At 43.3% G+C, this 15,367-nt stretch carries 13 protein-coding genes; 8 read left to right on the top strand and 5 right to left on the bottom strand.

Annotated features, from left to right (window positions below):
* Positions 1–163 precede the first annotated feature (163 nt).
* On the bottom strand, positions 164–2,668 hold the full coding sequence (locus tag BCU34_RS20495) for a VolA/Pla-1 family phospholipase (RefSeq protein WP_102479730.1): 2,505 nt from the start codon (positions 2,666–2,668) through the stop codon (positions 164–166).
* Between the two features lie 18 nt (positions 2,669–2,686).
* Positions 2,687–3,940, bottom strand: coding sequence for an outer membrane protein transport protein (locus BCU34_RS20490; protein ID WP_102479729.1), 1,254 nt, complete (start codon positions 3,938–3,940; stop codon positions 2,687–2,689).
* Positions 3,941–4,297: 357 nt separating this feature from the next.
* Between BCU34_RS20490 and BCU34_RS20485 the strand changes: the two genes are divergently transcribed.
* Positions 4,298–5,380, top strand: a complete 1,083-nt coding sequence (locus BCU34_RS20485; RefSeq protein WP_102478751.1) for a site-2 protease family protein — start codon at positions 4,298–4,300, stop codon at positions 5,378–5,380.
* A 137-nt stretch (positions 5,381–5,517) separates the two neighbouring features.
* Here the strand turns inward: BCU34_RS20485 and BCU34_RS20480 are convergent, their stop codons facing one another.
* Positions 5,518–6,306 (bottom strand): M48 family metallopeptidase, encoded by a 789-nt coding sequence (locus tag BCU34_RS20480; RefSeq protein WP_102478750.1) that lies wholly within the window; start codon positions 6,304–6,306, stop codon positions 5,518–5,520.
* A 139-nt stretch (positions 6,307–6,445) separates the two neighbouring features.
* Between BCU34_RS20480 and BCU34_RS20475 the strand changes: the two genes are divergently transcribed.
* The 5 genes from BCU34_RS20475 (at position 6,446) to BCU34_RS20455 (ending at position 10,250) form a co-directional block, all read left to right on the top strand.
* The gene (locus BCU34_RS20475; RefSeq protein WP_048660192.1) at positions 6,446–6,871 is read left to right on the top strand and encodes a hotdog fold thioesterase; all 426 of its coding nucleotides are present in this window, start codon (positions 6,446–6,448) and stop codon (positions 6,869–6,871) included.
* Between the two features lie 72 nt (positions 6,872–6,943).
* Positions 6,944–7,177, top strand: coding sequence for a DUF3389 domain-containing protein (locus BCU34_RS20470; protein ID WP_065675335.1), 234 nt, complete (start codon positions 6,944–6,946; stop codon positions 7,175–7,177).
* A gap of 154 nt (positions 7,178–7,331) precedes the next feature.
* Positions 7,332–9,023 carry an SgrR family transcriptional regulator gene (locus BCU34_RS20465; RefSeq protein ID WP_102478749.1) on the top strand — a complete coding sequence of 564 codons (1,692 nt, stop codon included), beginning with the start codon at positions 7,332–7,334 and terminating at the stop codon, positions 9,021–9,023.
* Between the two features lie 48 nt (positions 9,024–9,071).
* The gene (locus BCU34_RS20460; RefSeq protein ID WP_102478748.1) at positions 9,072–9,977 is read left to right on the top strand and encodes a DMT family transporter; all 906 of its coding nucleotides are present in this window, start codon (positions 9,072–9,074) and stop codon (positions 9,975–9,977) included.
* A gap of 21 nt (positions 9,978–9,998) precedes the next feature.
* Positions 9,999–10,250: a hypothetical protein gene (locus BCU34_RS20455; RefSeq protein WP_017060071.1), complete on the top strand. Its 252-nt coding sequence runs from the start codon at positions 9,999–10,001 to the stop codon at positions 10,248–10,250.
* Positions 10,251–10,374: 124 nt separating this feature from the next.
* Here the strand turns inward: BCU34_RS20455 and BCU34_RS20450 are convergent, their stop codons facing one another.
* Positions 10,375–10,983, bottom strand: a complete 609-nt coding sequence (locus BCU34_RS20450; RefSeq protein ID WP_017069655.1) for a DUF2238 domain-containing protein — start codon at positions 10,981–10,983, stop codon at positions 10,375–10,377.
* A gap of 199 nt (positions 10,984–11,182) precedes the next feature.
* Between BCU34_RS20450 and BCU34_RS20445 the strand changes: the two genes are divergently transcribed.
* Together BCU34_RS20445 and BCU34_RS20440 are read left to right on the top strand one after the other, a co-directional pair.
* On the top strand, positions 11,183–12,022 hold the full coding sequence (locus BCU34_RS20445) for an isopenicillin N synthase family dioxygenase (protein ID WP_017060073.1): 840 nt from the start codon (positions 11,183–11,185) through the stop codon (positions 12,020–12,022).
* A gap of 309 nt (positions 12,023–12,331) precedes the next feature.
* The gene (locus BCU34_RS20440; RefSeq protein WP_029235437.1) at positions 12,332–12,952 is read left to right on the top strand and encodes a DNA-J related domain-containing protein; all 621 of its coding nucleotides are present in this window, start codon (positions 12,332–12,334) and stop codon (positions 12,950–12,952) included.
* A 145-nt stretch (positions 12,953–13,097) separates the two neighbouring features.
* On the opposite strand, the gene mrdA is transcribed toward BCU34_RS20440, so the two are convergent.
* Positions 13,098–14,996, bottom strand: a complete 1,899-nt coding sequence (mrdA, locus tag BCU34_RS20435; protein ID WP_102478747.1) for a penicillin-binding protein 2 — start codon at positions 14,994–14,996, stop codon at positions 13,098–13,100.
* Between the last annotated feature and the right edge of the window lie 371 nt (positions 14,997–15,367).

Here is a 15,367-nt window from a genome sequence, read left to right as displayed (position 1 = left end):
AGAGGTCGTACGGTATTCTGTCTTGATTAATTTCAGCTGAGATCAACCATTTGTGTTTTAAAGTTTTATGCAAACGGTTAACTAGGGGACTTGTTCGAACGACAGATACAAAAATGCCAGCGGTTAGGCTGGCATTTGGTTAAATTAAATTTTGCTCATGCGCTTACTTACTCGCATCTAACAAGCCAGCGGTTACGGTTGCAATGCCAGTACCTTGCGACAAGGTAAATTGTACAATTTGTGAGGTCATTTCTGCGTTGGCTGCTGCATCACCAGCATTTTGCTGAGAAATTACAGTGGAGTGGTCTGCTTCTGAAGATGCTTTGTCAAAATACGAAGCCAGCTTGTCTCCCGAAGAGTCCAGTGCAGTATTAACCAAGGATAACTTTTTAAACAGGGGTTCGGTACCTGCTGTTGGAAACTCAGCGACCGAGTTTGGTATCGTTTCGTCACCATTCGCTTGAATACCAAGCACAGGTCCCGTAGTTGTAGATGCAATATTATATGGGTCAACGTTATCTAGAACTGTTTGCGCAGCATAAGTGAATGAAGTAAGGGTCGAATCGATTGTCGCTTTGACTGCTTTGTCTGAGGCTGAAGCACTATCATTACTTAGGGCTGTGTAGTATTCATTAAAGCAATCACCACCTGACTTACTGACTGGCACACAGTTACTTACATAATGTGCTTGGTACTCGGTTACACTTGATAGGCTCACGGTGTGCTTAATCTCAGGAGAAAACGAGCCTGACTTAAGCAAGAAAGGTGCAATGCCACCACCTGGGTTAGCAAGTGTTGCACTTGTATAACTAAACATAGAATCAATAGCAGGGTTCAACGAACTGTTACCAACGGTATAAGAGCTGATACCTGTAATCGCCCCGATAGAATGCCCAAATAGAGACACATTCGTTTTGTCGAGGTTACTAAATGCTGCATCAGTAGCAGAATTTAACGCAAAACGAACTCCAAGACCATCAATGGCGCTCTGACGGATGTTATCTCGTGCAACAGGTAAATACTCAAGATTCATGTATACAGTAGGTGTTGTTGGTGTCGTAACAACATCTGCACTTAGTGCGCGTTGACCGTGAAGTGGTTGGTCTATAGCAATAATTGCATAGGGTTTGTATGGTGCTGCTCCAGTAAGTGCGCCGCCAATATGCTGCATCGCAAAAGCATAAGCACTCTCTTTGATGCTAGTGATACCGTGTTGGTACTGTAAAATTGGTAAACTGCTGTCGATAGCTGCTCCTTCAGGTACAAACATAACGAATGGCACTGACTTTGCTGCTCGAATTTGCGGTACAGCGCTGTATTTCGTCATAACTCTAGCGCTATCCAATTGCTCTCCGCTTGCAAGAGTTAACTTTTCTCCAATGAGTAATTGTTGGTACTCTGCTTGATAGAGTTGAGTAGCAGGCTCTGTGATCCCTAAACCTGCCAGCTGTGTAGCAATAGCTGTTTTGTCCGAGTCACTTCCTGAGCTGAGTACATTCAAGATAGTTAAAACACTAGGCATCGCACTGCGCCAAGGCGTTGTTTTCCACGCATTGTTAGTTAACGAATCTGACAGGAAGTACGGTAATTCAACTGTTCCTCGATACACTTGAATAGAAGCTGCTGCTGGTGTTGAAAAGTTAGTGTTATAACCCGCAGCTAATTGTGTTGCAGCATCGTCACCAAATGCACTCTTAAACATCGCGTCAGCTTGTACAGCTGTAGCAAAATCCTGTTTCGTTCCATCAACTGTAAATGTATACAGATTATCAAGATCAGCTTCCGAAATACTATTTGGATTCGCTAGGTTCTTCCATATATCAGACGGGGTAACTGCGGGGCTAACTGTTTGTGCAATTGCAGCTTTGGTCCCGTTCATAACGTTACCTGCCGACGCCGTAGTAAACCAAGATGAGTATATGATTTCATCTGAGCTTGATACAGAACCATAGCCAGCGAACAACGCTTCAACTTGATGGATGATTTTCTGTGGTAAATCGAGCGAGCCTGCTTGGTCAATATCTTTCGTTTTTAAAGATGCGTAAGAGCTTGATGTTCCAAGTGGTTCATCTGCGCTATCAACAATTGAGTCAGTTAATGCATAGATGTAGTCAGAGCTAGGATCTAAACCTTTAAGAGGTAAAACTTGTATGGTCTTAAAATCGCTAGATACCACTAAGTAGTCAACTCCAGCAGTTAGAGCAGTAAAGTTAGACATGACACCGGTGCTCAGGTCAACATCCACTTTAGCAACTTTTACACCGGCATTTAGGTGCGCGCTAAACGGTGTCGTACCCATCATCACGACATCATTCTTCAGCGTCCTATCACTTGGAAGATTCACATTGATAGTGAACGGCATGATAGTACTCCAACCATCAGCTTCACCCATGGCTACTTTTGGATCATTCAAGAGTCCCGTTGAATTTGCATCTAACGGAATATTTAGAGTGTGATCGTTGGTATCGAACAAGAAAAATGAAGGAAGAGGAACATCCGCTTCATTACCTAGAAGAGTGAAGCTAATTTTTGAACTTCTAGCTAATGATTGGTTGATTGCATCTGAATAAGGTGCCGCTGTTGAATCACCAGAGCTTTCACTATTGTCCCCACAGCCCGCAAGTAGTAATGCTGAGCATACGAGAGATAAAGAAAATTTGTTGTTCATGTAATTATTCCCGTACGGTTAGTTGAAGGTGTAGTTAAGTTGTATCGCTGAAAGGTAAGCAACGCCTTCAGCATCAAATGTAAGCTTTTGTCCCGCCGCATCAGTTTCGGTAAACGAACCGCTTTCACTTTGTACGAGTGCAAATGCAGCATCGACAGTCATATTCTCTGAAATAGAATAGGTGAGGCCTGCTGAATACCACATACGATCGCTGTCTGGAATGCTTAATGTCGCTTCACCAGCTTGCTCGTCATACGCTAGACCCGCTCGTACCGTCCAATTTTGATTAACCATGTAGGTTGCACCTACAGACCATCTTTGATTGTCTTCGTAATGTTCGGTTTTTAAGAAACATTCATTGTTTTTACAATCTGAACTAGTGGCTTTTAACTCTTTGAACTTACTCCACTTAGTTAACTGCCAACCATAGTGTATTGCCCAAGCATCGTTAAGTTGATGAAAAGCAGATAATTCGAAGATATCGGGCAGTTCAATTTCTAGGTGCCCTGTGGTTTTACCAGGAGCGCCGTTTTCCATTTTTAGACCTGTGTAATCAGTGAACTCACCGTCATCAAAGTCGAGTTCAACGGATGATCGGTAACCAAATCCAAAACGGTTGTACTCGTTCAGTTCATATAACGCGCCCACATTCCAACCAAAAGCAAAAGTCTCACCAGTCATCGAGATTAGTTTGTCACTTGGTGAGCCACCAACAGGAAGGCTGCCTTTGTGTCTGTTGAGCTCGGCCTCTGCATAAACAAAGTTAACGCCAGCTCCTACACTAAAACTATCGTTAACTCTGTACGCGATATTTGGATTTAAGTTGACTGAAATTAGTGATGTGTCACCTGCCAAATCACCTGCATAAATATCATCTGGGTAATCAGTGGCTACTCCGTAAGTCGTGAACATGCCAATTCCCCAAGCCCATTTGTCGTTGATAGGACTAATGTAATAAGCAGCAGGGACAATTTGTAAAGGAGCGACATCTGATGATTTTTGGTTGAAGTCGCTGTCATTGATTTTGGTTTGAGTAACGTCTACCTCGGGATCAACGATAGAAACCGCGCCTGAAAATTGGGCTGTATCAAATAGGGTCATTGCGGCGGGGTTTCTCGCTAGTACACTCGCGTTATCGGCTACAGCGCCTTCACCTGAGAATGCGCGACCAAGACCTGAGGCAGAATGCTCAGCAACTTGGAAGCCAGCCGCAAGTGAATTGCACGCAAATAGCACAGAAAGTGAAACGAGAGAGCGTTGTATTGTTTTCATCCTTGACCCTCCTAGGGCATCGAATTTCATTATTATCGTTTGAAAACACACTGAGCATTTTTGGTGTCGAAGCCTCAATGTAAACAGTATGTTAAATTCATGTTTTATATAAAGTCAAAGAAATAGTTGCTATTTTGTGAGGTTATATTTTCGAGGGGCGGCACTTTAACACTAATAATATAACTACAATCAATAGTTTATTTGTGGTTGGAGGTGTGACCAGAATGTTTATGTTAGCTGTTGGTACAAATAATGTTCAATTGCTCAATATGTAACAACTTTGTTTATGTTTACCGCCGATCGCTAAATCGGCATAATATCGACACTCGTTAGAAGTCATTAAATTGGAATTTGAGTTTGGAATTACTCGCGATAGAGTTTCTTGGTAAACCACTTCGATTAGAAGGGTCAATGGCAGGGTGGCAACAGTTGTATTGGGACAACACTCTGGTATCTCAATTAGATGCGACCACAGACCAAGAAGACGCACGAACACACGAATTTGCACTACGTGCTGGAGAAGAAACGTTGCAGTGTCACGTTGAGTCGACCGTTCAGTGGCAACCGTTTGAGATGACGTATAAAGCATCGGTTAATGGCCAAACTATTACCGAAGGCAATCGAAATACCAAAGATATCGAGCAACAAACCCCTGTTGTTGCTCCTAAACCAGAGAGGCGTTTTAGCTTAATTGGGTTGGTGTCGCTTGGCATGAAAGCGCTGAAAAGCGCTAAGCTAATTAAGGTCGTTCTTGCTTCCGCGAGTTTAGCGGCTTACTCATGGTTGTTTTCAATTCAGTTTGCTCTGGCCTTAATCGCCTGTTTAATGTTCCATGAGTACGGTCATATCAGAGCGATGAAATACTTTGGAATGAAGACAAAAGGGATCTACTTGATCCCGTTCCTTGGCGGGTTAGCACTTTCAGACGAAAAGATTAATACTCGTTGGCAAGATGTCGTTATCTCGATCATGGGGCCATTGTTTGGCTTGATATTGTCGTTGATATTTATGGTGTTGTACTGGGCGACTGGCGAGATGTTCTTTGCTGGGCTTGCGGTATTTAATGCCTTGTTAAACCTGTTCAATCTACTGCCGATTTTGCCTCTTGATGGCGGTCATGTTCTTAAAAGTATCAGTTTCTCGATGAACAGTGTGCTTGGCATTGTATTGTGTGTCGCGGCAGCTGTTGCTGGCGTGGTATTGAGTTATCAATTGAATTTAACCCTGTTTGGTTTCTTATTGATCATGGGCAGTGTTGAAATACTGTTCGAATGGAAAGGGCGTCATCACAGTCATTTGTTGCCGTTAGACAAATACGGTCAAGTCGTGTCGTTCGTTTGGTATGTGGGTTTAGTGAGCAGTTTGATCGGTGTTATCTGGTATTTTGCATCGACAGGTGATCAGCTATTGAGCCTACCTTTACAAATTCTTGGTACTTGACCAGTGAGTTTCTGTTGTTGGATTCATTTAGCTGCATAGTGCACTTGAACTGTTAGTTAGCAAGAAACTAAAAATGCCCTAACCAATATGGATAGGGCATTTTTGTAGATACACCAACTAAGCGATTCTAACTTAGACTACGCTTTGCAATTTGGTCTTAGTGAACCCGATTGAGGAAGCATCTTTATCGTTGCTTGAAGATCTTTAATACGCGTACTGTGGGAAGGGTGCGTAGAAAGCAATTCTGGCGGCTGATTTCCACCTGATGCTTTCGCCATGTTTTGCCACAAGTTGACACTTTGGTTTGGATCGAACCCAGCTTGAGCCATATACTCTAAGCCAACAACATCGGCTTCAGACTCTTGAGTTCGCCCATACGGCAGAATAACACCATATTGAACGCCTAAACCTAACGCGGCCATCGTCATACCTTGATACTGCTTGTACTCTGATGCACCTAGCGCGACGTTAGTAATAGATAAGCCAGTATTAGCGATTTGAGACTGAGAAAGGCGCTCATTACTGTGGTCCGCTAGAACGTGTGCCACTTCGTGACCGATAACCGTCGCGAGTTGGTCCTGATTAACTGCAACCTTAAGTAAGCCTGTGTATACACCGATTTTTCCGCCAGGTAGGGCGAATGCATTCACTTGGTCGCTATCAAAAACCACCACTTCCCATTCACTAAAACCTTGCTTAGGAATGTGTTGAGTAATACTGTTCGCTACGCACTGTACATAAGCGTTAGTGTTGGCATCTTTACTGATGGGTTGTTCTTTCTTCATTTGTTCAAAAGATTGTGCTCCGAGCTGAGACATGTCTTTATCTGAAAAAAGCAGCAATTGGTTTCTGCCTGTCGGAGAAGCGCTACATGCGGTTAGGCCTGCAAGTGTGAGAAGCGAGGCAAACTTCATCCATGACGTCATACAATATCCTCTGTGTATTCGGTTTTTATGCATGTTAACATCAACTTGCGTAATAGCTAAGGGCTGTAAGATAACTAACAGCGGTAATATAGAAAAAAGCTATGCACGCGATAACAAGATCAATAATTAAGGAACCTATATGAGTATTTGGAAAAAGCCCGTTGACCTAGATACCTTCAACGCGACCTCAAAAAATACCTTAATTGAACACCTCAACATTGTTTACACCGAAGTAAACGATAACTCCTTGGTCGCAACCATGCCGGTTTGTCATTTTACGCATCAACCACTTGGCATGCTTCATGGAGGCGCATCAGTTGTGCTTGCAGAAACACTTGGCTCATTGGCTGCAAATTTCTGCGTTCCAGAAGGCTACTATTGCGTTGGACTCGATATCAATGCTAACCACGTAAGATCAATGCGCGAAGGCAACGTCATCGGTACTGCTGAGCCCATTCACCTTGGTGTATCGACACAAGTATGGCAGATCAATATCACAGATGAACGTCAACGTTTAGTTTGCACCAGCCGCTTAACCATCGCTGTAAAGAAACACAAGCGATAATAGACTTAAAGTCATCAGTTTTTTGTATTTAGAAGAAGTTATTAGTATTTAAAGAAGTAGCCCGAGAATCCCATGGTCATAACGTTTAAAAGTGGAAAAGTCATCGCAACGGCACATGAGCTGGTTGTTCGTTTAGATGGTGAACATAGAGTCACGCTACAAGCTCAAGTTGATGCCATTCAACTGATCGGAAAAGGGGCAAATGTCATTTCAGCCAATGGCTCTGAGTGTAAATGGTCGATAAAATTGGACGACGAACAGCAGCTTCGTGAGATCGCTAATGAAACTGGCTGCGATGTGATGTAATCCTATGCTGTAAAAGCACTTAGCCCTTCAGATTGAATAACGTCTTAGGATGTCATACTCAATAATCCATAATAAAATTGTGCCAGTAATATTGCTTTTAGGCCGTAAAATAGGGAAACTGAATTCAATGTCCTTTGAATAAGTTTTCCTCTTTATGAGCAGCCCAAGACTTCGCGTTCAATTTGAAACCCTGTTTGAATACTTCGATGGTAAAGATTCTGATGTTCAGTTAGACGACATCACGGATGTGCTCTGTTGTACCCGTCGTAATGCCCGAATGGTACTCAACAAGCTTGAGGAAGAAGGATGGGTCGAATGGTTACCGGCAGCGGGTCGAGGGAAGTTATCTCAACTTATCTTTAAGCAAAATCGTTGTGATGTGAGCGAGAACTTAGCGAGACGCTACTTACAGGAAGGCAAAATTGGACAGGCGCTGTCAGTGCTTGATCACAATGCTGCGAAACTCACCCAAGTCATTCAAAACTACTTGGGTGTGCAATATCAAGAGGGCGAACAGGTCATTCGTTTGCCTTATTATCGTCCGCTATCCATGCTTAATCCGACAAAGTCTATGCGTCGTTCAGAGCAACACATCGCCTGCCAAGTCTTCAGTGGTTTAACGCGTTTGGATGAAAACGATCAGCTCCAGCCTGATCTTGCTCACTCGTGGCAGCAGATCAGTGACTATCAATGGCGGTTCTTCTTGAGGCCAGGTGTTCGTTTTCATAACGGGGAACCTCTGTTAACCAATCATGTTGTGGATACACTTCTTGCCCTTGAACCTCTCAACATGTTTTCGCATATCAAAGATGTCTCTTCACCTGCAAATTGTGTTGTAGATGTTTTCCTCACACGTCCAGACAAGTATTTTCCGCTCGCACTAACGGAATCGGTCGCTAAAGTCACTTTACCGGTCACTTTACGTGGTGAAGACTACGATATTCGACCGATTGGAACAGGGCCTTACCGCATCGAAAAGAACGACGAGAAACAACTCGTGTTAACGGCTTTCAACGGATATTTTGGTTTTAGGCCGCTGATTGATCGCGTTGAAGTTTGGGTGGTCGATGAGGCTTATTCATCAATGGTGTACCCAAGTCTTTCTAAGCCAGTAATGGCAGATCGTGGTGATAGCGATGAAGTTGAACTTGATCCGGGCTGTACGTATTTACTACTCAATAGAAAGAAGGGTATCGCACAAGATCCCGCATGGGCGGAGTTTTTGTCTAACGCATTGAATGCAGCTGATCTGTTTGTTCATATCCCAAAAGAGACCGTCATCGATTTGGGCGTTTTGCATGCTTATGGCATCAAGCCTGGTTGGTACGATATCAAGTTAAAGGTTCCGGAATGTCCACCAGCCGATAGTAAGCCTGCAATAAAGTTAGCTTACCAATGCCAGCACCCAATGTTTCCTACGCTCGCGAAGGCCATTGTTACTGTGCTTAAACAATATAATGTTGATGTTGAGCTTTTGGGTTACGAAACCGATCCACCGCATGCTGATGATGTGGACATTTGGATTAACCCCATGGGAATTGCGAATAACAGAGACGACGCACTGGCATGTTGGCTTATGGATTATAGTTTCCTCGATGAATCCAGTCCCGCAGATGATTTTGATCAATGGTGCCATATGATTGATCGTTGGCGTTCAGGCGAATTCGACCAATTCCCAGCAAGGCAACTCGGTAAGCAACTGGTGCAAAGCAATCAGTTAATTCCGATGTTCCACTGTTGGTTGGGCGTTAACAAAGATCAATGTGGTACGTTGCAAAACGCGAAATGTAATGCATTAGGTTGGTTCGACTTTAGCCAAGTTTGGGTGAAGCCTGACGTTGATTGAAATCCAAGAAAACTCAATTAGGACCAAATAACTCATTTAGGAAAAACGATGCAAACTCTGATGGTTACATTTATTACGCTGGTGGCATTTGCTGCTAATTCAATTCTGTGTCGCTGGGCCTTAATGGATCAAACGATCGATCCTTTGAGCTTTTCGATCGTTCGCATCTTATCTGGTGCGCTTACGCTTTTGATTTTATTAGCTTTATCTTCCCAATCTAAAGCTAAAAGTGAGTTAGCAAGTAACACATCGCTATACACAAAGCTCAAATCACAGTTTCAACTCACATCAATATTGTCACTGCTCGTGTATATGTTTGGTTTTTCGTTTGCTTACTTAGAGCTTGGCGCAGGTCTTGGTGCTCTGGTGTTGTTTGTCGCGGTGCAATTTACGATGATTGCCGCGCACTTGTTTTCTGGCAACAGAATGTCATTGATTGAATGGGGCGGATGTTTGTTATCGGTAGCAGGGCTTGTTTATTTATTAATGCCAACGGAATCGACACAGGCACCTGATTTAGTTTCTATTATCTTGATGTCTCTGGCCGGAGTTGGGTGGGGCATTTACACATTGGCAGGAAAGACATCGTCAAACGCACTGCAATCGACCACCGCTAACTTTGGATTCAGTTCGCTAGTTATCCTTTTGGCACTAAGCTTGTTAGTTTTGATTCCTAATGCGTTAACGCAAGTGTCTATCACTGAACAAGGTTTGATTTACGCGGTTATATCGGGCTCTGTGGCTTCTGGTGTGGGTTATAGTTTGTGGTATTACGTGGTGAAAAAGCTGAATACCGTGGTTGCGTCTATTGCACAGCTTTCTGTTCCAGTTATCGCGACACTTGGTGGCGTATTACTGTTATCTGAACCTGTCACTATGCAATTTATAGTCTCATCAACCGTTATACTTCTTGGGATAAGCTTGGTTCTTGTCGCACCTAAACTTAAGAAATAAAGAGTTCAATCATTAACTTCTATGGCTAAACCAAACAAGAAACAACCGACCAAGACGGTTCAGATTTTCTGTGCCAAATGCAAAACGCAGCTTTTTAAGTATCGGAAAGGTGGCAAAGGTGCACTCGTGAAATGTTTTAAGGAGCGTATCGTTGAAGATTTCACGACAAAACCATGTGTGTGCCCTGAATGCGGGATTGAATTTGCGCGAGACACTTTGGTTCGAGGTACGCCAGCCTACAAGTTTGTTGGTGGCAAGGTAACGATGAAATAACCCGTCACGATGAAACGACCAATCATTATAAACGAGAAAATAATGTTGAAACTAAAAATGCCACAGCACAGTTTGTGTGTGGCATTTCAACGTTGCTTTTGATACTCAGAGTAAAGAATTGAGCTCAGTAAGCTCTGACACGCCCTTGAAGCTTAAGAAGTAATAGCGAAACAATTGCGCCCGTCGTATCACACAGCATATCTTTCTGTGCATCCCAAATATCGCCTTGTGAACCAAGGAATGCGATACCTTCATCACCACCTGCAATCTCCGCGTACCACCACTCGATGATTTCATAACCTGCAGCAACACTCATGATCGCAAATAACGCAAAGAAACATGCCAGCACCGGTTGAGCCAGTTTTTTACGAATCAAGTACTCAGCGAGTGGGTAAGCATAAAGGCCAATAGAGAAATGCGCGACACGGTCAAAGTTATTCCGTTCTGAACCTATCATGTTATTGAACCAATCAAATGGCACTTCCGCGAAGGTATATTTTGCGCCTATCGTATGCAAAATCAGCCAGATAAACATTAAAACGTAAGCTGTCTTAGTGAAGGTGAGCTTTGTTGATAACCACCAGATTCCCACCAATATCGCAAGCGCTGGGACAATTTCGGCAATCCATACCGCTCTTGAGGAGGGAGCAAACGCTGAAAATAGAAACACAATCAGATACAGCGTCGTCAATGACAGTAATGGTCTATTTTGAGCAAGTGGCGTAATTGTCATCATCAGATCCTGTATTAGTTTCATGTATAGTTACACAATAATGAACAGTGTTCAATTGTGCTCTAATCACCATATTTGTTGAAAACCGGCGTTATCGCCCAGTATCTAGACAAACGGTTGCGAGAGTTTCACAAAAGTTTGATTTACAACAAAGCGATCCTTAAAATCGCTCTATTACTACATAACAAGAAAGAAAGTCATGAAACTGGAAACTGTCGATTACCTTGCTGACGACGCAGCAGAACAATTTGTTCGCTCTCTACGTGAAACTGGTTTTGGTGTTCTTAAGAACCACCCAATCCCGAAAGAGCTTGTTGAGTCAATTTACGAAAACTGGTACCAATTCTTCATCTCTGAAGAAAAAGAGAACTTCCACTTTAATGTTGAAACACAAGATGGATATTTTCCACCTTCAGTGTCTGAAGTTGCTAAGGGCCACACTGTAAAAGACATCAAAGAGTACTTTCACGTATACCCATGGGGTCAAATCCCTGAGCAGCTGAAAGAACAGATTCTAGATTACTACCAACGTGCGAATGCTTTTGCTCAAGAGCTGCTAGGTTGGGTTGAAGCTCATGCTCCTAAAGAAGTACAAGAGAAATTCTCTATTGCGTTATCAGAAATGATCAACGGCAGTGAACAGACTCTGCTTCGTGTTCTTCACTACCCACCAATGCAAGGTGATGAAGAGCCAGGTGCAATCCGCGCTGCGGCACACGAAGACATCAACTTACTGACGGTTCTTCCTGCTGCAAGCGAGCCGGGCCTTCAAGTTAAAGCTCAAAATGACGAGTGGCTAGATGTTCCATGTGACTTCGGTAACATGATCATCAACATCGGTGACATGCTTCAAGAAGCATCTGGTGGTTACTTCCCATCGACAACTCACCGTGTAATCAACCCATCAGGTGAACGCCAAGAGAAGTCTCGTATCTCTTTGCCTCTATTCCTTCACCCGAAACCAGAAGTAGTGCTATCTGAAAAGTACACAGCAAACGAATACCTAATGGAACGTCTAAGAGAGCTTGGCGTTATCTAGTCAGTTCAATGCTTCGTCCCTAAAATTGGGATAGATGTGAAAGGTCAGCTAAGTCGCTGACCTTTTTTGTATCCGTACCAAAGAATTGCGGCTTTATTACTAACGGTTGTATTCAACGAAATGGTACTCAGTTTTGACGATAAAAGGTGCCTTTAAGCCAAACGTTAGAAAGTTGTTTGTCCTTAAGCTCGACAAATCTTAGAAAATCGCTTTCAATTAAAGAAGATACGCAACGGATGCGAAACAGGTTACTTATAGTATCCACAGTTCTAGAAATCCATTAATTCAGAGAAGCTAACTGAGTCAACTATGTCGAATTATCAAGATGTGAGAGCAAACTTTCATTGCCATATGGAAAACCCATTGCTTTGGCCGATAATGGAAGTGCTTAAGCAAAAGCCAAGCGGATGGAAAGTACACACATTGGCAGCTCATCTGAACGATCTTGGGTTTGTGCCAGTGTTGGATGCTGTGCCTGAGAAAGAGTTGTTTAAAAAGAACTTCCTTATCATGAATGCGCTTTATCAGCTTCAAGAAACCTTACACCCAGATGGTTGGCTCCAAGTCCAAGCGATGGACATCGAATTGATGAATGGTCGTTATCACGGAAGCAGTCACAGCATCGATCATCAAGACCCACTTCGAGAATACTACATTAATTGGGTTAACTATGAAGCGGATGAAGGTGAAGTCAAAAGGCTGTTGAACGAATTTTGGACTCGGTATAGAAAGTATGTGGGTGGTGATGAACTCGATATGGATCGAAGTCGAGCATTGAACCTGTTTGAGTTACCTTTAGACGCGACACACCATGAAATTAGAAAACGTTGGCGACAACTGGCATTGAGATGGCATCCGGACAGAGACGAAGGCAACACCGCAAAATTTCAGACGCTCTGTGAAGCATGGCATGTATTAAGAAGCTCATAATCGACAGGCATTTTTAGCTGTCTAATTGCTTAGAACCCTAAAACAGAAAGCCCCACATTGTGAGTGACACAAGTGGGGCTTTGTCGTTATTACGTTATGTTTTGGGTAACTACGTTATGTGCTGTAGCGACTTAAGTTATTGGTGTTAGGAGTGATCTTTGCTCTCGCCACTTTTATGTTCAAAGGCATAGTCGAGTACTTTACGGATATAAGGCGCACCGACTTTTGAACCGCCGTTACCGTGTTCAATGACCACAGTTGCGACATATTCAGGGTGTTCATACGGTGCGAAAGCCGTGTAAAGCGCGTGGTCAAGTAAATGCCTAGCGAGTTTCTTCGAGTTGTAGACCTGATCTTTCGCAAGATCAAAGACTTGTGCAGTTCCTGATTTTCCGCCGCTCGTATAGTCAGTTCCCTTAAATGCACGTCTGCCGCTGCCTCTACTTCCGTGGTTCACGAGTCGCATCGCGTTGATTGGTACATCCCAAATTCTATCCGGCACTTCGGTGATTGAGGGCATTGGCTCCGGTTCGACAAGTTGTTGTGTACTGAAATCTTCGCCGTGATCTAAGGTTGCTCTCAAGATATGAGGGGGCATCACCTTACCATGATTAACTAATACTGATGTTGCTTTAGCAAGTTGCATAGGTGTCGATGTCCAATAACCTTGGCCAATACCAATCGGAACTGTGTCACCCTGATACCAAGGGGTGCGATAACGCATCATCTTCCATTCTCGAGTCGGCATGTTGGCGGTACTTTCTTCATAGATATCAATGCCTGTCGGTTCACCAAATCCAAATCGGTTCATCCAACTTGAAATTCGGTCAATACCCAAATCGAAAGCGGTTTGATAGAAGAATGAATCTACCGACTCTTCAATGGCTTGAGTGACATCGACAGGTCCGTGACCCCAACGTTTCCAGTCACGCCACGATTTAGAGTTTCGTTTAGAGCCAGGAATTCTCCAAACGCCATGGTCGTTACGGATGGTATCTTCAGAGATGACATGTTCTTGCAGTCCTGCCACAGCCATAAATGGTTTAACGGTTGAGGCAGGAGGATAAACGCCTAGTGTGGTGCGGTTAACCAACGGGTGAGCCGGATCATTCAATAAACGTTGGTAGTTCTTACTCGAAATGCCGTCGACAAATAGGTTAGGGTCGTAACTCGGGCTTGATGCCATCGCCAACACGCTGTTGTCTTTCGGATCGAGAATAACCGCGCTTCCAGTTCGGTGATCAAGTTGCTCAAAGACGTATTTTTGCAGCTCAAGGTCAATATTTAACACGATATCTTTGCCGGCTACTGGCGGCACGTACTCAATGGTTCGGACTATTCGCCCACGGCTGTTTACTTCGACTTCTTGATAACCTTTGGTGCCGTGCAGAATATCTTCGTAATAACGTTCAACACCCAGTTTTCCTATGATTGTTGTAGCTTGATAATTCGCTTCTATCCCTTGTTCTTCAAGCTTTCTGAGATCGCTATCATTGATGTGCGCCACGTAACCAAGAACATGGGTAAGCACCTCACCATTCGGGTAAAAACGCTTTAAGCTGGTATCGATAGATAAGCCGGGGAACTGGTACTGGTGCACGGAGAACTTGGCGATCTCTTCCTCCGTTAAGTTCTCTAGAATAGTCACAGATTTAAAACGGCGGGTGTTGTGATAGCGTTTTTTGAAACGAGCGATCTGCTCTGCATCACGGGGGACATATTTGTCTAGCTTGGTGAGCATTGCATCGACATCATCGGTTTGCTCAGGAATCATGGTTAGATCAAAGACAAGCTTGTTCTCTGCAAGCAACACGCCGTTACGGTCGTAAATAAGTCCACGAGTAGGGGCGATAGGTAATACTTTGATTCTGTTGCCATCGGCACGAGTTTGATAGCTTTTAAAGTTTTCAACTTGAAGTCGGTATAGATTGCCGACTAAGACAAGAGTGAACATCAAGATCCCACAAAACGCGACGATTACGCGGTTTTTGAATAGGTTCACTTCGATTTTATGGTCACGCATCTTAACGCGTTTATGATTCATTGAAGCCTCAAGGGTCTGTTACATTTGGTTACACTTGTCGAATCGGGACTTTATCTGAATATCACTAGGGTTTTGTAAAAGCTGTGTCATGTTTTGAGGGATCGACAGCATTAGATGGCGGTAAACAGTGCCTTTAATTTTCTCATTACAAAAGATGATAAGTAATTGATGTAAAGATTGGTTTTATGAATTTATAAAGTTCAAGAGTTTTGACGACACTAGAGGTTAGGTCAAAAGAGGTTAGATAAATTTACGGCCCTCAGAATGAGAGCCGTAAAAGGTTAATTTGCTTATTTAGTGGCTTAGAAGCTTTAGTAAATTAGAAGATTAAAACTTCAAAAACCTAGAAGCACAATAAATCCGATATTTAA

Source organism: Vibrio sp. 10N.286.45.E10 (assembly GCF_002874195.2).
GTDB lineage: Bacteria > Pseudomonadota > Gammaproteobacteria > Enterobacterales > Vibrionaceae > Vibrio > Vibrio crassostreae.
The sequence above is the reverse complement of the archived record's forward strand: the minus strand, read 5'-3'. Positions and strand labels throughout refer to the sequence as shown.